The 17,836-nt window shown below is 57.2% G+C and carries 17 protein-coding genes and 2 tRNA genes; 12 read left to right on the top strand and 7 right to left on the bottom strand.

What is annotated here, in order from left to right:
- Window positions 1-743 precede the first annotated feature (743 nt).
- A complete protein-coding gene (locus tag M7Q83_RS04750) occupies window positions 744-1,343 on the bottom strand; it encodes a helix-turn-helix transcriptional regulator (RefSeq protein ID WP_298335905.1) in 600 nt (199 codons plus the stop codon).
- A gap of 291 nt (window positions 1,344-1,634) precedes the next feature.
- Between M7Q83_RS04750 and M7Q83_RS04745 the strand changes: the two genes are divergently transcribed.
- The 3 genes from M7Q83_RS04745 (at window position 1,635) to M7Q83_RS04735 (ending at window position 3,446) form a co-directional block, all read left to right on the top strand.
- Window positions 1,635-2,102, top strand: coding sequence for a helix-turn-helix domain-containing protein (locus M7Q83_RS04745; protein WP_298335903.1), 468 nt, complete (start codon window positions 1,635-1,637; stop codon window positions 2,100-2,102).
- Complete coding sequence (locus M7Q83_RS04740; protein ID WP_298335902.1) at window positions 2,099-2,584, top strand: HepT-like ribonuclease domain-containing protein; 486 nt, start codon at window positions 2,099-2,101, stop codon at window positions 2,582-2,584. Before M7Q83_RS04745 ends, M7Q83_RS04740 begins: the two co-directional genes overlap by 4 nt.
- Before the next feature lie 289 nt (window positions 2,585-2,873).
- Entirely contained in the window at window positions 2,874-3,446 is a 573-nt protein-coding gene (locus M7Q83_RS04735) for a hypothetical protein (RefSeq protein ID WP_298335899.1), read from the top strand.
- A gap of 45 nt (window positions 3,447-3,491) precedes the next feature.
- On the opposite strand, the gene pyrE is transcribed toward M7Q83_RS04735, so the two are convergent.
- From pyrE to purF, 3 genes are read right to left on the bottom strand one after another with little or no spacing between them, the layout of a single operon-like run.
- Window positions 3,492-4,073 (bottom strand): orotate phosphoribosyltransferase, encoded by a 582-nt coding sequence (pyrE, locus tag M7Q83_RS04730; RefSeq protein WP_298335897.1) that lies wholly within the window; start codon window positions 4,071-4,073, stop codon window positions 3,492-3,494.
- A complete protein-coding gene (gene purM, locus M7Q83_RS04725; protein WP_298335895.1) occupies window positions 4,064-5,068 on the bottom strand; it encodes a phosphoribosylformylglycinamidine cyclo-ligase in 1,005 nt (334 codons plus the stop codon). The genes pyrE and purM overlap by 10 nt, the downstream gene beginning before the upstream one ends.
- An 11-nt stretch (window positions 5,069-5,079) precedes the next feature.
- Window positions 5,080-6,531, bottom strand: a complete 1,452-nt coding sequence (purF, locus tag M7Q83_RS04720; RefSeq protein WP_298335893.1) for an amidophosphoribosyltransferase — start codon at window positions 6,529-6,531, stop codon at window positions 5,080-5,082.
- A 562-nt stretch (window positions 6,532-7,093) separates the two neighbouring features.
- Here purF and M7Q83_RS04715 point away from each other — a divergent pair.
- From M7Q83_RS04715 to M7Q83_RS04675, 9 genes are all read left to right on the top strand, one after another.
- Window positions 7,094-7,951 carry a hypothetical protein gene (locus tag M7Q83_RS04715; protein WP_298335891.1) on the top strand — a complete coding sequence of 286 codons (858 nt, stop codon included), beginning with the start codon at window positions 7,094-7,096 and terminating at the stop codon, window positions 7,949-7,951.
- 70 nt (window positions 7,952-8,021) lie between these two features.
- Window positions 8,022-8,099 (top strand) — tRNA-Asp (locus M7Q83_RS04710).
- Between the two features lie 14 nt (window positions 8,100-8,113).
- Window positions 8,114-8,189: transfer RNA gene (locus tag M7Q83_RS04705), tRNA-Phe, on the top strand.
- A gap of 165 nt (window positions 8,190-8,354) precedes the next feature.
- A complete protein-coding gene (locus M7Q83_RS04700; protein ID WP_298335890.1) occupies window positions 8,355-8,969 on the top strand; it encodes a TetR family transcriptional regulator in 615 nt (204 codons plus the stop codon).
- Window positions 8,970-9,633: 664 nt separating this feature from the next.
- Entirely contained in the window at window positions 9,634-10,911 is a 1,278-nt protein-coding gene (locus M7Q83_RS04695) for an ABC transporter substrate-binding protein (RefSeq protein ID WP_298335888.1), read from the top strand.
- A gap of 89 nt (window positions 10,912-11,000) precedes the next feature.
- Window positions 11,001-11,870 (top strand): branched-chain amino acid ABC transporter permease, encoded by an 870-nt coding sequence (locus tag M7Q83_RS04690; RefSeq protein ID WP_298336169.1) that lies wholly within the window; start codon window positions 11,001-11,003, stop codon window positions 11,868-11,870.
- 4 nt (window positions 11,871-11,874) lie between these two features.
- Window positions 11,875-12,987, top strand: a complete 1,113-nt coding sequence (locus tag M7Q83_RS04685; protein WP_298335886.1) for a branched-chain amino acid ABC transporter permease — start codon at window positions 11,875-11,877, stop codon at window positions 12,985-12,987.
- Entirely contained in the window at window positions 12,938-13,756 is an 819-nt protein-coding gene (locus M7Q83_RS04680; protein ID WP_298335884.1) for an ABC transporter ATP-binding protein, read from the top strand. Before M7Q83_RS04685 ends, M7Q83_RS04680 begins: the two co-directional genes overlap by 50 nt.
- Complete coding sequence (locus M7Q83_RS04675) at window positions 13,753-14,454, top strand: ABC transporter ATP-binding protein (protein ID WP_298335882.1); 702 nt, start codon at window positions 13,753-13,755, stop codon at window positions 14,452-14,454. The genes M7Q83_RS04680 and M7Q83_RS04675 overlap by 4 nt, the downstream gene beginning before the upstream one ends.
- A gap of 114 nt (window positions 14,455-14,568) precedes the next feature.
- On the opposite strand, the gene M7Q83_RS04670 is transcribed toward M7Q83_RS04675, so the two are convergent.
- The 3 genes from M7Q83_RS04670 to M7Q83_RS04660 form a co-directional block, all read right to left on the bottom strand.
- A complete protein-coding gene (locus M7Q83_RS04670) occupies window positions 14,569-15,402 on the bottom strand; it encodes a class I SAM-dependent methyltransferase (RefSeq protein ID WP_298335880.1) in 834 nt (277 codons plus the stop codon).
- 10 nt (window positions 15,403-15,412) lie between these two features.
- The gene (locus tag M7Q83_RS04665) at window positions 15,413-16,294 is read right to left on the bottom strand and encodes a 3-hydroxyacyl-CoA dehydrogenase (RefSeq protein WP_298335878.1); all 882 of its coding nucleotides are present in this window, start codon (window positions 16,292-16,294) and stop codon (window positions 15,413-15,415) included.
- A 12-nt stretch (window positions 16,295-16,306) separates the two neighbouring features.
- Window positions 16,307-17,836, bottom strand: a 1,530-nt coding sequence (locus tag M7Q83_RS04660) for a G1 family glutamic endopeptidase (RefSeq protein WP_298335876.1), incomplete at its 5' end; no start/stop codon positions are given.

Here is a 17,836-nt window from a genome sequence, read left to right as displayed (position 1 = left end):
CAAAGTCGATGTACTTTCCTGACAGGTATTCATTGTCGAAACCAACTGAGTGAATATCAGCCAGGCGTCACGTGGCAGGATTTGTGGGTGGCGTTCAAACGTCAAGTCGCTGATGGATCCGGTACACCCCGCTGAACGCTTGCCTCTATTCCAGACACCTCTTTGGAGGTTGGCATTCTAGGAATGCCTCAGAGCTTGGGCTTGGCAGACTTTGTCGGATCTTGGAGTTGTGCAAAAATGCTTTCGAGCAATGGCCTTGCTCGAGCGGGCAAGGGATCCTCTGGATAGTAAGCCTTGAAGATGTCGATGGCTTGCCCAACTGATGACACGTGCAGTTTTCTGCTGAGGAACTCGATATCGGAAGCGTCCCTGCTCGGCCTGCTGGCTCTCATCTTCATGGCTAGAAGGACCTCGGGGGAGGCGATCGATCCAAACCGTGACCGTTCCAACGGTTAGGAACACTGTCGCGTGCTCGTCATCGACGACCGGTGAGATGAACATGGCTGCTCTGTCATTGAGCCAATCATCAGGCAAGCCATGTTGTTTGGCCACTTGAAGCGCTGCGTTATGAGCTGCATCCTGAGGATAATACTGAGCGTCGATATCCCGAGTGGCATCCCTGAATTGGTATTGCAGGGTTAGCGCCACCAACGATATATAGCTGGGCTTGGGTGCCTTCTGCGGCTAGCATCCGCGCGAAGTTAGCCAGGGCCTCTGTCAACTGAGCGTGTGTCAAGCGTATATCAGACATGAGTCAAGTCGGCCTGACATATGTAGATACCCCGATTGGAGAACGAGGCTGGGCTTTCATCGCGCTCCAGTTCACGAAGGGCTGCGATCCCAGAGACGTACCAATCAGTTGTCATCCTCCATGGATCAGTTACCCAACTGGGTGGCTCCACAGCCTTAAGTCCACAGACGTATTCGACTAGCGCGGCGATCAAGGCGTCGTAGCGAGAGTCTCCAGTAGGAACCGCAGGACTATGGACGAGTTCAGTGAGCCGAACTACGCTAACCGCCTCTAAGTCATCGAGAAGCACAAGCCAATTGCGATACACGCCGTCTTCATCAGATTGTGTCAGGCACTCTCGAATCGCTCGCGATGCCGTAATCGTATCCACCCTGTTGTCGACGTATCGCCCGGAGAGCTCCACGCCCGAACCACACACGTCCAAAAGTCTGCCAAGTGTGGGAATACTGGGCTGGACACGATGGGATTCAATGCGGGCTACTTCCACATTGCTAACCCCGGCGAGCGCAGCGAGTTGGCGCTGAGACAGGCCTGCTTGTGCCCTTGAGTGCTTGAGCAAATCCCCAGCGAAGCAGCTCCATTTGTCGGTCACCCCTGCGATGCTAGCAGATATGCCTACACTATTCGTTGCTTCCTTCTCCTACAAGGCTGGTCAAACAATCTCGTGGAACCCACGTTGTCTCTTACTGCTCAGTCCCGAATAATCGCTCGCGTATCACAATCGATACCAGCCTGTGCGCCTAGCGCAAGCGCCGGGTAACGTGTCGAGATCCTGCCTCTTCGCGGACGAACTCGTCAAACAGATCGAGGATGTGCTGTTGGCCTCGAATAATATCCTTCAGCTTCTACTACACCAGTTGACACACGAAGGTATTATTGAGGTATGGATGATCTGGGTACACGGATTCGGACGGCGCGGGTGGGAGCTGGTTTATCACAAGCGCAGCTTGCTCGTAGGGCCGGTACGTCCCAGCCAGCGGTCAATCGCTATGAGAAAGGTCGCACAGTTCCCTCCGAGGAGACTGCGGAGCGCCTGTTGATGGCTTGCCGTGCCGACATACGTCCGAGCGAACTCTTGGCGAACAACCGGGAACGCGTGCGATGTTTGGCGAGAGCGCATGGCGCTGAGCGTGTACTTGTCTTCGGGTCGGTCGCACGAGGTGAGGATAACGCGGATTCAGACCTCGATATACTTGTCGAGATCCCTACGGATAGCATTCGCCTGTTTGAGCTCTTCACTCTTGGGCACGAGATTAGCGAAATTCTTGGCATCAAGGTCGACATCGGTATACCTGAGATGTTGAGGCCAAGCATCCGAGAGCGAGTGTTGGCTGAAGCTCGACCACTGTGACACGGTCCAACCGCTGCGATGCTGAACGTGCTAACGATATCCTCGGTGCGATTGCAAAGATCGGGCGTTGGCGCTCCAAACATAACTCGAGTGACGACATGTTTCGCTCTGCAGTCATGCGTGAGCTCGGTGTCATCGGAGAGGTCGCCAATGCTCTGAGCGACGAGTTTAAGGAGCGGCGCCCAGAGATCCCTTGGCGAAATATTGTTGATCTGCGCAACGTCCTTGCCCGTCACTATTGGGATACTGCCTGGGCATTTATCGAACAGATACTCGATGACGAGCTCGAGCAGCTTCGTCGATCGGTTGATACTCCTCAGCGTCTGCGAAATTCTTCAGATACCCCAGAGCCAACCGAAGCCTCGGCGGTTCATCCTGAGGGACGGTGTCATCGGTGGATGCCGAGGGCACGCGCTGAGTGCGATTTGCCGTTGGGCCACGCTGGAGGATGTCGTAGGAAGGCTATCGGTCCGAAGAGATGAATCGGTTCGTAGTGGCCCGTCTCGGTTTTACGGGTACCTCTCACGCTGTCGAAGGAGATCTTTTCGTCATCAAGTGTGGCTGTTAGGGGATGCACAATCAAGGATGTTGATGAGTTGCAGGTGGCTGCGTCTCTCGAATCATATGAGGGTGTGTCGATCGGCGGATGCCAAAGAGGAGGTTACAGAGGTGGTTACGAATATGCAGACCTGTTTGCCTCACCTCACTAGTTGAATCTTTATGGTGCATTGCTGAGCCGTATCACTATAATCTGCTCGGGGGATTTAAGATGTGGATCGCAGTATGCCGTTGGTGAGCGAAGTAGGTGCATTGAATGCACAACCAAATCGGATTCTGGTAGCGGGGGTGTCTGGTTCAGGCAAGTCATCCTTGTGTCGTCAGCTCCATATCCAACTGGCCCTTCCCTATGTAGAACTTGACAGCCTCTTTCATGGACCCAACTGGAGCGTGCGGACGACCTTCGAAGCTGAGGTGGAGCAGTTCATCTCTCAAGACCGTTGGGTGCTCGAATGGCAGTACGATCGGGTTCGCCAGCGACTCCTCTCACGGGCCGAACTGTTGATCTGGCTCGATTACCCCCTCGTTGTGGTGATGAAGAGGGTGATCTGGCGTACTATCCGGCGAAATATGAGGCGCGAACCGCTCTGGAATGGCAATGTCGAGCCTCCACTGTGGACGATCTTGACCAACCCAGAACATATCATACGCTGGGCTTGGCGCACCCGGGCAAGCTATCCGGGACGGATCCGTCGAGCCCTTGCCGATTACCCAGCCCTTCCCATTCTCCGAATCACCGATCCGCGTGAAGCGCGAAGAGTGTTGGAGGCGCTTTGGTCGTCGTGAACAGCGAAGACCTTGCAGGAGATACGGTGGGTGAGATCGCACCAGCTACGGGTGCTCGAGCCCTCCCTCGTAGGGCAGACCGAGATCGGGGGCGGTGATGAGTGCCACAAAAGGAATGGGTGCAACGACCTGGGAAGCACTCCCGCCACGATCGACGATCGCAAGTGCCTGTACAACTTTCGCCCCGGTCGCCTCAACCGCCTCGATCGCGGCTTTCAGCGACGTTCCACGAGAGGGGGTGTCTTCCACCACGCAGACCCGGTCGTGCTCGGTGAGATTTCCGACGATGCGACCACCCTGTCCATACTCCTTGGGCTCCTTGCGGACAGAGAAGGCGCCCAGGTTTCGCCCGTTGGCTTGCGCGATCGCGGCAGTGGCGAAGGCGATCGGGTCTGCACCCATCGTCAGCCCACCGACGGTTGTCACGTCGTCAGCGAGAGCAGCCAGAGTGAGCTGTGCGGTACGAAAGAGGGTTGGAGGGCGACAGATCGCCCGCTTGGTGTCGATAAACCAGGTCGAGCGGGCGCCAGACTTTAGGGTGAAGTCACCATAGGTAATAGCGTACTCCTTGATGCTTGCGATCAACTCTGCTCGTGCTGCTGCAGCGTCTGCGGGGGTTAGCTCCATCGTGCGCGTTCGTTCCCTTCTTCGATTCGACCGATCTCGACTGAGCCGGGATAGGAGTCGAGAATGACCTTTGCCTTCTCGGGTGCGGTGACCAGCGCCATTCCGATGCCGAGGTTGAAGGTGCGTCGCATCTCGGCGAGCGGAACCGAGCCATCATGCATCAGTTGGGCAAAGATAGCTGGCCATTGCCACGCTGTTGCGTCAACGGTGGCACTCAATCCCTCGGGAATCACCCGGGCGAGGTTGTTCACCAGCCCGCCGCCGGTGGTGTGGCTGGCGGCATGGAGGAGCGAGTCATTGATGAAGTCGAGCATGGGTGGTGCATAGAGCACCGAGGGGGCGATGAGTTCCTCGTAAAGCGCCAGCTCGCTTTTGGCAGCCACCCCGTCGGCGACGTGGGTGAGTAGATCGGCGTAGATGGCACGCACCAATGAGAAACCGTTGGAACGAAGATTCGGCGAGGGGAGGCCGATGATCCGGTCACCCGGTCGCACGTGATCAGCACCGATCGCTGTCGCTGGGTCCATGAGACCTACCGCGAAGCCGGCAAGGTCGACCTGGTCGGGAGCCATCGAACCGGGGTGTTCGGCGATCTCACCGCCGATGAGCGCGGTCTGGGCTGACTTAAGCGCCGTTGCCATCGAGGCCACCAAGGTGGCGATCAACGTTGGCTCGTTCTTGCCGACGGCGAGATAGTCGAGAAAGAAGAGAGGGCGGGCTCCGGTACAGACGAGGTCGTCAAGACACATCGCCACGAGATCCTGGCCGATCCCCTCCCAACGGTTGCCAGCCCGAGCGACCTCGGTCTTGGTGCCTACTCCGTCGGTGGTGGCGACCAGCGTCGGGGTACCCTCACCGCCGAGACGATAGAGTCCGCCGAAGCCGCCGAGGTCGGAGAGGACATGCGAGTTATAGGTACTCCTGACCAGGGCTGTGATCGCCTTGACCGCCTCCTCGGCGTTGACTAAGTCCACGCCAGCTTGCTGGTAGTCCACGGATGTCCTTTCTAGAGCACCTGTTGACCGGCGAGATGGGTGCTGAGCTCGACAGGATAGCTACCCGTCAGACAGGCATCGCAGAAGCCCTCTGGAGTGCCAATCGCCTTGCGGAGATCGCCTAGTTGGAGATAGGCGAGACTGTCTGCACCGAGGATCTCGGTGATCTCCTCCACGCTGTGGTTCGCCGCGATCAGATCGGGTCGGTTTGGTGTATCAATCCCGTAGAAGCAGGGCCAGCGATACGGTGGCGAGGAGATGCGAAGATGCACCTCGGCCGCACCCGCTTGCTTTAAGAGACGGACGATCGACTTGGTCGTTGAACCCCGAACGATGGAGTCATCGACCACGACGACACGCTTGCCCCGTACGTTCTCTTCTAAGACGTTGAGCTTGCGGCGAATCGCGTCCTGGCGACTCTTGATACCTGGGTTGATAAAGGTCCGTCCTATGTAGCGGTTCTTCACCAGCCCTTGACCGTAGGGAATGCCAGAGGCGAGTGCGTAGCCCTCGGCGGCAGGCACTCCTGAGTCAGGGACACCCATCACCATGTCCGCGGCGACTGGAAGGGTGTGAGCGAGATACTCGCCCATCGCCCGTCGAGTGCCGTGCACCTCCTTGCCGAGGAGCTTGGTGTCGGGACGAGCAAAGTAGACGAACTCAAAGATGCAAAGGTGAGAGGGCGAAGCCTCTGGCGAGGGGAAACTGTGGGCGCCATCTGCGTCGATGATCACGACCTCGCCTGGCTCGATCTCACGAACGAACTCAGCGCCAATGACGTCAAGGGCCGGGGACTCCGAGGCGATGACCCATCCATTCGGTGCAATGGTGCCGAGGCAAAGGGGTCGAAAACCATCGGGGTCGCGTGCACCGATGATCCGATCGCCATCGAGCATGGCAAGGGAGTAGGCGCCACGCAGTTCGACGAGGGCTCCGCGTACCGCATCCGCATAGTCGTGGACCGAAGCCGGCCGTGATCGCGCAACGGAGACCGAGATGAGTTGTGCGATGATTTCGGTGTCGGAGGGTTGCCGAGCGATGGTGTCGAAGAGACGATCTGCGAGCTCATAGGAGTTCGTGAGGTTGCCGTTATGCGCAACAGCGACGCCATACTCACCGCTGGCACGGAAAATGGGTTGTGCGTTATGCCAGCTACGGTCCCCGGCGGTGGCATAACGGGTGTGTCCGATCGCCATGCCTCCCGGCAAGGAGGCGAGTGTCGAGTCATCAAAGACCGCACTGACGAGGCCGAGGTTCTTGACCACGGTGATCTCGCCGTTGTCAGCGACCGCCATGCCGGCGGACTCCTGACCACGGTGCTGGAGCGCGTAGATGCCGTCAAAGGTTAAGTAAGAGACGGCTTCACCTGGCAGTGAGATACCAAAGACCCCACAAGCCTCCTCCGGATGATCACGTTCAAGTTGATCGTGCTCCGAATTGTCGTTCTGGGGATCTTCGATCACGGTATGTTAAGCCTAGCATCTCTCGCCCACCCCGGGATGGGTTGCGCTGTTTTCTGTTACCTTTGTGAAGCGAAAATTCGCCCCGACACGATGGTCTCGCCCAGGTAGTCTTGGCCAGAGCCTCCGTGGTGTCGATGGAGAGCCCTTTGCGGCATCGCCTGTTCGCTGGTGACAGGCATACTGGCCCGTCTCGTTAGCCTGGATCTCCTTGGCTGCGCTAGCGCGTCACACCCTCGGTGTGCTTGGTGCCGACAACGGTCACGTGACTATTGTGGGACAAGTGGCGAGTTGGGGAAGAATGGGCCACGTCGCTCTTCAAGGATGTCCCAACGTTGCGTGGCTTGTTGGGACGAGGTTCCCCTGGCGTATCTTCTGATGCGCCTCAGGTGCACCGATCGGTTGTTGCGTGAGGCGATCCCTATCTCAGGCGATAATCTCAGGCGAATATTCCAGACGTTGTTGGCTCGCGTAGCGATACTGCACGGTTCATGGAGGACCATCAGTGTGCACAATGGCCGCTTGGTTCCGTGCGGCCACGAGGGCCGAGGCTAGACTCACCTCCATGGAAGCTCGCTGTGACCTTCATCTCCACTCGGATGCCTCGGACGGTTCGGTGCCTCCTGATCAGCTGGCGGCGAGCCTTGGACATGTTCATCTGGCGGTCCTGACCGATCACGATACCCTGGCGGGGAGTGCGGCCTTTGCCAAGGTGATCGATTCAGAGCTGGCACCCCCCGATGGCGTTGAGCTCTCGTTGCGATGGGACGGTGGTACCTTTCATCTTCTTGTCTACGGGCATTCACTCGCTCGCACCGAGCTCGCGGCGAGGATCGACGAACTTGCAGTAGCGCGGCGGAATCGTAATCTTGAGCTCCTAGATCAGGCGAATCAGCATGGGCTTGCGATCACCGAGGAGGAGGTGCTTACGGCGGCAGGAACCACGGACTTTGCAGCCAAGAGTGTGGGCCGGCCGCATTTTGCAAGGGTCCTTGTCGACCATGGTTACGCCGAGAGTATCCAGGACGCCTTCGACCGGTACTTGGCCAAGGGAAGGCCACTGTACCGCCCCAAGACCTTGTTTGGCTTCGATGAGATCGGACCACTCTGTGCGGACCTTGGGTTGGTGGCGGTCGTGGCACATCCTCTCAGCCTCGGTTTGCCCCTCTCTTCGCTGGCCAGAACCCTGGCTGGTTTCCGTCGGATAGGACTTGTCGGTCTCGAGTGTCTCTATGCGGCGTACACCCCGGAACAACGTAGAGAGCTGACACAGATCGCCCATGATCTCGATCTATTGGTCACCGGCGGCTCCGACTACCACGGTACCTTTAAGCCAGGACTCGAACCCCTGAAGGGCTTTGGGGACTTGGTCGTTCCAGCTGAGGTTGGCGACCGACTGCTAGCGTCAGTGAACCGTTCTTGAGTTTTCTCGCTTCTGCAGTGGGAGAGAGAGCGGGTCTTATATACTGATCTTCTTGCAAGCGATTGCGTAGGGACCCGTGGTGCAGCTCGGAGTGCACGCCGGCCTGTCAAGCCGGAGGTCGCGGGTTCAAATCCCGTCGGGTCCGCCACGATCGCTCGTTATGGTCGGATAGCTCAGCAGGTAGAGCGCACGCCTGAAAAGCGTGAGGTCACCGGATCGACGCCGGTTCCGACCACCAAAAAAATGTGCCCTGTGTTGGGGCACTGAGTGAACAGCGAGTTGATTCGCTGAGCAGTGCTCTCTCGTGCTGCGCCTATCTTGAGGGTGCCGAGTGACCTTGATCTCTGAGGGATTGAGGCGTTGGATCCAGCTGTTTTATCGTGAGACCTTCTAGGCTGAGGCGATGGAATCTAGTGACAAAGGTAACCCTCGGCGCGAGCAGTTGACAGAACAGGCGACCGAGTATCTGAAGGCTAACGGCCTTGCGTCATTGACGTATAGGAAGCTCGCTGATGAGCTCGGCGTGGCACCGAACACACTCGAACATCACTTTGGCACCAAGGACAAGCTACTCGAGCAGTTGCTTGCACGTTTCGCAGACGAACAACGCGGTGGGTTGCAAGCGACGTTGCGGGAAGAAGACGCCGGGCCCGAACTCGCATCGCGTTATGTGCGAGCTGCGATGGTGGACATCTCAAACCCTGACAATGAAGGCGCCACTCAGCTTTTCTTTGAGCTCGTCGGGGCGAGCATGCGAGAGCGCGACCTCTACGGCGAGTTTCTCTCTCACGCCATGAATGACTGGATCGACTTTATCTCAGTGTTTCTGGTTGAGCGCACTGGGGTCCCAGAGGATCGGGCTCGGGTCGTTGCTCATCTGATTTTGGCTACAGTCAGGGGAATTATATTGAGTCGCGCCATGGTGAAAGCCGAAGAGTACCCCCTGGTTGATGAGGCTGGGAGTCTATTGGGGCCGCTCATCGAGAGCTTGATCCGGGCTGAGGCTGGGACGCCCTGATCGGTGGTAGTCTCCTTTCCACCCGAATGGGGTCCATGTATTTCCTGAGCGCTCGCCCATCCCCTGCATTCTTGCATCGAGCGCAGTCACTCTCCATTCCGCACGGCTAAATCGGAGTGTCTGCGAGCTCAGATCTGCTGCACGCGTGCTAACAAGGTCCGCTACCCATATGCCCATGTCACTGACCGTTGCGTGGCTTGTGAGTTGAATGAATGCTGCATCTGGCCAGCTAAAGGTCTTGTTCCCGGTGCCTGCTGGCACTCAGCGTGGCAATAGTGCCATCGCTTTTCCTCGAACCATAACGGTTATGGGGAAGCCGATCGTGGACCCAAATGCTGCGATTTGGCTCCATGGCAACTTTGGCAAGTTTGTACTATTTGTACCAAATTGGAGTCCAACCACGGCAGAAAGCTACTGCTGGGTAATTTATCAATCGCTTTCTTTGTTACAGTTTTGTTGGCAGAAGTTGACAATTGTGTTACGGGCAGGTATCTTTAATGATAACCAAGTGGGGAACCGTACTTGATGTTGATCGCTCACTGGTGTTCGCGATATTCGCAATGAGGCGAATAAAACGGTTCTATTGATCATGGGGATGATTGCAAAGGATACAGAATCTAACGATTCAGGGCCTTTGTGGATAGCTGTAGGGGGAATAGTCAGTATGACGAAGAAGTTCAAGAAGTCACGCCAACGCGTCGTTGCAATCGCTGGTGTAGCCATGGCAGCAGCGCTGCTCGCCGCTTGCGGTTCGAGCAGCTCCAGTAGCTCGACAAGCTCATCGAGTTCGAAGAGCAAGTTCACTGGGACGGTCACCATTGGTGTCGATACCGCGACCAGTGGATTCTTTGGAGAGTCCGGTGTCGATGGTGATGATGGCATTACGATGGCGGTGAACGCGATCAATAAGAGCGGCGGTCTCCTCGGCAAGAAGGTGTTGGTCGATTTTCGTAACGATAACGCATCGGTACCAACGGCCATCTCAAATACCCAGAGCCTTATTCAGGATGACCATGTGTCCGCACTCTTTGGCGCGTCTACCAGTTCAACCGTCGGCGCCATGGAATCGTTGGCAACAAAATATCAATTACCATTGATGATCTGGAATGGTAACGATATCGCGACCGTGACCACCGATTATTCAAAGTATGCATTCCAATTGCAGCCGAATACCTACATGGAGCCGTTGGGTGCTGCGCAGTACTTATCGAAATTGCCCTACCGCCGGTACTACTTCATCACTCCTGATTATTCTTTTGGCCGTGACGACATTGATTCGTTCCAGGCCTCGATGAAGAGTCTTGGTATCAAGCTCGATAACCTTGGAACGAGTTATACCCAGATCGGTCAACCGAGCTTTACCTCCGCGATCTCCGCTGCGTTAGCCACACATCCGCAGATGATCTTCCTGGGGATCTTCGGTGGAGATGAGGTCACGTTCATCAAACAGGCGGAGAGCTACAATCTCTTCTCGAAGACAGCGGTGTTTGGCCCAACGGGTACCGATACGCTGCTGGCCTTGGGCAAGGCAACGCCGACGAAGAATCTTTACCTCAACGACCGAGCTCCGTTCTTCGCTATTAAGACGGCAGCGATGAAGACCTTTACCAATCAGTTTCATACCCTGTATGGCTCGTGGCCCTCAGAGTGGGGCGTGTTGGGGTACTCGGCGGTGCAGAGCTGGGCGCAGGGGGTAGAGAAGGCAAAGTCCTTTACCGGCAATGCGGTCTCGGCGGCGTTGAAAGGTGATACGGTCCATACCCTCAAAGGTAGCTTCCAGTTCCAGGCCTGTGATAACCAGGCGGTCGTACCGGATTACTTTGGGAAGGTGGCCAGTACCGTCTCGGCAAAGTACGGTTTCCCGTTGCTGACCGACCTGTTCGTGTCGAGCCCAACCAAGACCCTGATGTCCTGTTCAGAGGCGCTCAAGCTTCGAGGTTAACGGACTGGAAATCCCAGGTGGTGGAGCGCGCGGTTTAGCACGTTCCACCACCTGCGTGAACATGAAAGGGGACACGCTACTTGGGAAGTGTGTTGGTTACCATCTTGACCGGACTTGCTGAGGCTGGGACCCTGTTCCTCGTTGGTGCGGGACTGACGCTGATCTTTGGTTCGCTTCGTCTCATCAATGTTGCTCATGGCAGCTTCTACATGTATTCGGCGTTTGTCGTCTCTACCGTGGTCGGGGCGTCAAGCTCCGAGTTGCACTTTTGGGGTGCGTTGATTATCGCGCCCCTGGTGATTGCCGCGTTAGGTGTTCTCGTCGAGGTCACGGTCATGCGACGCCTTTATCGTCGTGAACATCTCTCGCAGATGCTGGCGACCTTTGGGTTGTTCTATGTCTTTGCAGACCTCGGTCTCCTGATCTGGGGATCTTCGGACCGTACCGTGTCGGCTGCACCGTCGGTTGCGGGCAGTCTCTCCGTCTTTGGGCAGTCGTTTCCGAAGTACTCGGTGGTCATTATCGTGGTCGCGCTCGCGGTGGGTTTTGTGATGTTTGCGCTGTTGCGCTTCACGACGCTCGGGTGGAAGATCCGAGCCGCTGTGGAGGACAACGAGTTGTTGGCCTCGACTGGGGTAAACGTCTCGCGGATCTACCTCTTTGTCTTCACCTTTGGAGCCCTTCTCGCCGGGATCGCTGGTGCAATCGCCGCTCCGCAGATCTCGATCTCGGCAGGCCTCGATCAGTCCATTCTCATCGACGCCTTCATTATTTCGGTCATCGGCGGCCTGGGTTCGATCTCGGGTGCTGCGGTGGCTGCTGTCTTGATCGGACTCGTGGACGCGTTTGGTGCCCGTTATCTGCCCTCCCTCGCTCCTATCAGCGTCTATGTCGTGATGATTGTGGTGCTGGTCGTGCGGCCGAGTGGCATCTTTGGCCGTGCCGGAACAGGAGACTAACACGATGGCGATTGTTCGATCACGCAAGCCAGCGGTTCCAGCAGGTGACCTTGCTGGACCGGTCAAGGCCGATCGGGGGCCCTTGGTCTGGGCCCTCATTGGGATTGGCCTGTTAATCATCGCTACCTTTGTGCTCAGCTCAGGGCAGATCTCGATCTTGGAGTCGGTGCTCATCATGGCGGTGTTTGCCGTGTCTACCAATATCGTCGTCGGCTACAGCGGGCTGGTGACCTTTGGGCAGTCTCTGTTCTATGGAGTCGGTGCCTATACCCTTGCTCTCGGCTGGTATCACTACAAGTTACCGTTCTGGATGCTCTTCATTCTTGCCCCCATTCTGGGGGCGATAGCGGCTGTTCCGGTTGGTCTCATTGCGCTGCGTACACGACGGTGGTTCTTCGCACTGGTGACCTTGGCCTTCACGCAGCTCGTGCACACCATCGTCGAACAGGCCTACAGCTATACCCAGGGAGCGACGGGGATCTTTGGGAATATGGTGCCACAGAATATCTCTGGGGTGACCTCTGGCTACCTCTTCATCGCGGTCATCGCGGTCATCGCGATAGCGATCATGTACTTCATCATGGTCTCTCCCTTTGGCGTGACGCTGAAGTCGATTCGCGAGAACCGGCGGAGAGCGGCTGCGGTGGGGGTCAATGTCTATAAGCACCAGCTGATCGGTTTTGTGATCTCTGGCGCTGGCGCGGGGATCGCTGGAGCACTGTTAGTCGTCCAAAACTCATCGGCATATCCACACCTGTTCAACTGGCTTGAGGCGGGCAACCCGCTGCTGGCAGCCTTAGTTGGAGGCATCGGGAGTTTTATGGGCCCGGTCATCGGGGCTGTCATCTTCGAGGTCGGCAAGCTTGAGATCAGCCAATATACCTCGCAGTGGGAGTTGGTGCTCGGAATCGTGCTCGTCGGTGTCGTCCTGCTTGCCCCAGACGGGCTCATTGGACTAGGGGGCCCGATCAAACGGTTCGTGTTGACCAGGCTTGGGCGCAGGGCTCCTGTCCACGAAGATGCCGAGGGGTTAGCTGCGCATGACGTCTTCGATGAGAAGATCTTCGATGACAACACCGTTGGTGACAGAGCCGTTGATGAGAAGGGGGGTGACTGAGATGGCGGAACCGATCCTTGCCGTGGAATCCCTCGTCAAAGAGTTTGACGGTTTTCGAGCGGTTGATGGCGTTTCGTTCGCAGTCATGCCTGGTGAGATCCGCGCTGTTATTGGGCCAAATGGGGCCGGGAAGTCGACGCTATTTTCCCTGATCATCGGTGAGTTGCGTCCAACATCGGGAAAAGTCACACTCGATGGACGTGACATCACGGGTCTGTCAACCCACAAGCTGATGATGCGTGGACTCGGTTGTGCCTTTCAAGCCACCAATGTCTTTTGGCGATTGAGCGTGCGTGAGTGCCTTGAGGTCGCGGTCACGTCGCGGCGGCGACACTCCGAGAAGCTCTTTGGCAAGTTTGCTCAAGACGTCGATGATGAAGTGGCCTCTCTCCTTGATCAGGTGGGACTGTCAGGGCTCGCGCAGGCAACCTCGCGTGATCTCTCCCATGGTGACCAGCGCGCCTTGGAGGTCGCCTTGGCGTTGGCAATGAAACCCAAGGTGTTGTTACTTGACGAGCCAACGGCAGGGATGTCTCCCTCGGAGACTTCGCGAGCGGTGAACTTGGTCAGAGAACTTGTGGAGACGAACGGGATTACGGTGCTCATTGTGGAACATGATGTCAGCGTTGTCTTCTCGCTCGCCGATGTCGTGACGGTCATGCACCAGGGCCAGACGATTGCCGAGGGGCCGCCGGATGAGATCCGCAAGAACCCAACCGTAGTTGAGGTGTATCTGGGTACATCTGAGTTTAGTAAGGGGCTTTCGTGATCTTAGAGCTGAACTCCATCAACACCTACTATGACCGCAGCCATGTCTTACAAGGTGTCTCCCTCTCGATCGAGGCGGGTGAAGTGGTCGGACTCTTAGGTCGTAATGGGGCAGGTAAGACGACGACACTTCGTAGTGTGACAGGTCTGACACCTCCTCGCTCGGGAACGGTGAGTTTTGAAGGCACCCAGATCCAGGGTAAGCCAGCGTATCGGATCGCGAGTATGGGGGTTGGACTGGTCCCGAGTGGGAGACGGGTCTTTGGAGATCTCACGGTCCGACAGAACTTGGTGTTGGCCGCTAAGGCCGCGCGCAAGAGCGAGACCGCATGGGATATCGACCGCGTCGTCGCAGCCTTTCCAAAGCTTGCAATGCTGATGGATCGTCGGGCTGGCGTGCTCTCGGGTGGCGAGGCGCAGATGGTGAAGTTGGGGAGGGCCCTGCTCGGCAACCCGAAGCTTCTACTCCTCGATGAGCCCTCTGAAGGCCTTGCCCCTACCATTGTGGAAGAGGTCGGGCGACAGCTTCATGAACTCAAGAACCTTGGCATGTCGATGCTGATCAGTGAACAGAATATGGGTTTTGCCCTCTCCATCATCGACCGAGGCTATGTCCTTGAGAAGGGGAGGATCCGTCTTGAGGCAACGGCCGTTGATCTCCGCTCCAGTGATGAGGCGCGTCATCTGCTTGGTGTCTAGCCGTTTGGCCACGATCGACGGGTGGTCATGGTGGGTCGTGAGGGACAGCGGGTAGGTGCGGCAGTTGCTCGTCAAGGTCGTGGCAGATCGAATCTGATTGCTCCACCAATGGTGTTATTCCGAGACGATGGACGTTCGCTTTGCAGTCGCGGTGATGAGAATGACCTGGGTGGTCAGCCGGTACTCACCGTCGCATTCGATGTGTTCGCGAATCCGTTCACCGAAGGCTGGCAAGAGGTCGTACCCGAGTTCATTGGTCGTGATCGCTGCCGTTGTCGAGGCGGCGTAATTGGCGAGCGCTGCTGGCTCCGTTAGGATGATGGAGCTGCTCAAAAGGTGATAATCGACGTCTACAAAATGCTGCTGGACGTCTGCCAACAGGCGATCAGTTGGCAGCTCAAGGTTCATCAGTGACAGATCCGAATTGGCCGTGTCAAGCCCGTAGTTGTCGAGGAGCTCGTCCCAGAGCAGCCGTGCTTCGATGAGGTGCGATTCGGTATTCGAGGTGACGATTAGTCGTCCATCTGCGTTGAGAACTCGTGCAAACTCTTCGATGGCGCGTTGGGGGTGGCGAAGATGGTAGAGCATATGGGCGGCGAGCACTCGGTCAACGGAGCCAGTTGCGACGGGTAGCGCCTCTGCATCGGACTGAGCTCTGGCCCAGACACCCTCCACACTGTCGAGCATTCCCTTCGAGAGGTCGGTGGCAAGTACATGAGCACCGGCATGGGTAAGGGTCCGCCCATGACGTCCGTTACCACTGCCTACGTCAAGGACGCGGAGACCTTGAACTGGGCCGCAAGCGATACGTACCTCGTCCTCGAGGTCGATTTTTGGGCTCTGATAGTCATAGATGGCGATCCTGGCCCCAAGTCGACTCGAATCCACATACGCATGGTCGGTCAAGTAGTGATGATCGACTCGACGGGCATGGCGCGGTTCAGGCACGGCTCTCGCGCTAGGAACTCGGTGAATCTTGGGTCTTTGGAGGATAACGGTAGAAACCTTCCCCCGACTCCTTCCCAAATTTTCCCTGATCGAGGAGGTGTTCCTTCAGATAGGCAGCAAACTCTTGTTGAGTCTGATCACCGGCGATCGAGACGGCGTAGGCGGTTCGGATGCCGATCACATCAAAGATCTGGAAGGGTCCGCTTGGCGCACCGGTCGCGGTTCGCCAGGTCATGTCGATCATCTCGGGTTCGGCGATGCCCCGCATCAAGAGACTGCTGGCAGCTTGTAGCCAGGGGACGAGCAATGAGTTGAGGAGATAGCCAGCCTGCTCCTTTTTGATCTCGATGGGAACCATCCCGATCTCGGTGGCAAACTGGACAACTCGTTGATAGATGGTCGGATCGGTCGCCGATGTCCCCATGACCTCGGCCGTATTGTGAAGCCAGACCTCGTTGGCAAAATGCAACGCGAGGAACTTATCAGGCCGCCCCGTCGATTCGGCAAGGTCACTTGGCAACAGCGTCGAGGTGTTGGTCGCAATGACGGTCGTAGGCGAGAGGAGCGGGGCAAGTTGCTGGTAGAAATTGCGTTTGAGTTCCAGATTCTCAGGAACAGCCTCTATCACCAGTTCGGCACTGGATGCGGCCTCGGTGAGATCGCTCGTGAGCTTGATCCGGTCGAGTGCAAGTTGGGCGTCGTCGGGGTTATGCGAGCCGGGGTTACGAGCGTAGCGATCGCGCAGCTGCTCAAGACGGTGTCGACCATCATCCAGGGCTTTGGCGTTGATGTCATAGCCAGTAACGTTCGCACCCGAATAGGCAACCTGGTAGGCGATCTGTGCACCTAATACTCCAAGACCGGCGACCATCACGTGGGAGAACGACTTCATAAGCCAAGCGTACTACTCGTGAAGCACAGCGGTAGCATTCAAGAATGCTCCGTTGGAACAAGGACCGCTCTCGGCGGCACCGGAGAGTTGCGTGATCTGGAAGCTGTCATTGGTGAGCGTCCCTGGCTGGACGGGAAGTACCTGACAGAGATAGGTCTGCACCTCATCCGAGATTGAGCCAGTGGCGCCTATGCCAAGGTTGGTGAAGCTGACAGGAGTGTTCAGCGTAGGAACCTCAAGGATGGTGTCACTCGTGGTCGAGGGTGCCTCGGCGATCCATTCGGCCGATGCGCCAGGACCGCTGTAGGGTTGCGTCGTGGTGAAGCTCGCACCGGTGGTGTCATTGATGATCTGAATCTCCCAGTTGTTCGCGTTCATGGTCTTAAAGATATTCACGGTGACCTGGTTGCCGGAGTTGACAGAGAGGGAATTGACATTGGTCTGGACGTTGGGCAAAATCTCCCACCATGGGTAGATCTGATAGGTAGAACCAGCACCTTGCGGTGTCAGCTCAACACCAGCTTGAATGAGCGAAGTGTTGGTTGCTCCATCGATTCCCACCCACTCCGAGAGCGAACAGCCAGGGGTTGTCTGGCCGCTGTCGCAGTACGCTGGCTGATTCGCCGAGAGCGAGGGCACCGTAAAGGTGCCAGTGATGGCGTCGAAACTACCGGGTTCGACGTAGTAGCCAGCCCAGTTGGAGGATGCCTGTGGGGTGGCGCTCGCCAACTGCCCCTGGAGGGGATTGGTGACGGAGAGTTCAATCGATTTGGAGGTGGTACCTTGAGTATCGGTGGCGGTAACTGTAATGAATGCCAACCCGGCGGTGTCCGGTGTCCCTTCGAGCGTGCCATTCGGAGTGAGCGTGAGGCCCGATGGCAGGCCAGTGGCTGTGACTGTTACGGGGCCATCCCCGCCGGTTACGTCGATTGAATCGGTATAGGGCTGACCGACGATTGCACCAGGTAGAGCTGTCGTGGATATGGTGGGCTTGGATTGCCCGGCGACGGCGATAGCGACGATTGGAGCGGAGATTTTCTGTGCACCGAGGCTTCCATGGAAGTTCGCGTCGCCAAAATCAAAGACCCCACCATCGGCCGCCACGAGCCAATAACCCCCGCCGTTCGGGACCGCGGCCATCCCCACGATCGGGGCAGCGAGTGGATGCGCCCCACTAAGGCCAGTGAGTCCGTAGGTGTAGGTGGAGCCATAGAAGTTCGCGTCGCCAAAATCAAAGACCCCACCATCTTTGGAGATCAGCCAATACCCCTTGCCGTTCGGCGTTGGGATGATCGCAACGATCGGGGCATTCAGTGGATGCGCCCCACTAAGGCCAGTGAGTCCGTAGGTGTAGGTGGAGCCATAGAAGTTCGCGTCGCCAAAATCAAAGACCCCACCATCTTTGGAGATCAGCCAATACCCCTTGCCGTTCGGCGTTGGGATGATCGCAACGATCGGGGCATTCAGTGGATGCGCCCCACTAAGGCCAGTGAGTCCGTAGGTGTAGGTGGAGCCATAGAAGTTCGCGTCGCCAAAATCAAA

The organism is Ferrimicrobium sp. (assembly GCF_027364955.1).
Classification (GTDB): Bacteria; Actinomycetota; Acidimicrobiia; order Acidimicrobiales; family Acidimicrobiaceae; genus Ferrimicrobium.
The sequence above is the reverse complement of the archived record's forward strand: the minus strand, read 5'-3'. Positions and strand labels throughout refer to the sequence as shown.

What these genes read in the sequence shown, in the direction of transcription:
- M7Q83_RS04680 (WP_298335884.1), top strand. Translation starts at nt 12,938, where the DNA reads ATGACAACACCGTTGGTGACAGAGCCGTTGATGAGAAGGGGGGTGACT.
- M7Q83_RS04685 (WP_298335886.1), top strand. Translation starts at nt 11,875, where the DNA reads ATGGCGATTGTTCGATCACGCAAGCCAGCGGTTCCAGCAGGTGACCTT.
- M7Q83_RS04715 (WP_298335891.1), top strand. Translation starts at nt 7,094, where the DNA reads ATGGAAGCTCGCTGTGACCTTCATCTCCACTCGGATGCCTCGGACGGT.
- M7Q83_RS04695 (WP_298335888.1), top strand. Translation starts at nt 9,634, where the DNA reads ATGACGAAGAAGTTCAAGAAGTCACGCCAACGCGTCGTTGCAATCGCT.
- pyrE (WP_298335897.1), bottom strand. Translation starts at nt 4,073, where the DNA reads ATGGAGCTAACCCCCGCAGACGCTGCAGCAGCACGAGCAGAGTTGATC.
- M7Q83_RS04700 (WP_298335890.1), top strand. Translation starts at nt 8,355, where the DNA reads ATGGAATCTAGTGACAAAGGTAACCCTCGGCGCGAGCAGTTGACAGAA.
- M7Q83_RS04745 (WP_298335903.1), top strand. Translation starts at nt 1,635, where the DNA reads ATGGATGATCTGGGTACACGGATTCGGACGGCGCGGGTGGGAGCTGGT.
- M7Q83_RS04665 (WP_298335878.1), bottom strand. Translation starts at nt 16,294, where the DNA reads ATGAAGTCGTTCTCCCACGTGATGGTCGCCGGTCTTGGAGTATTAGGT.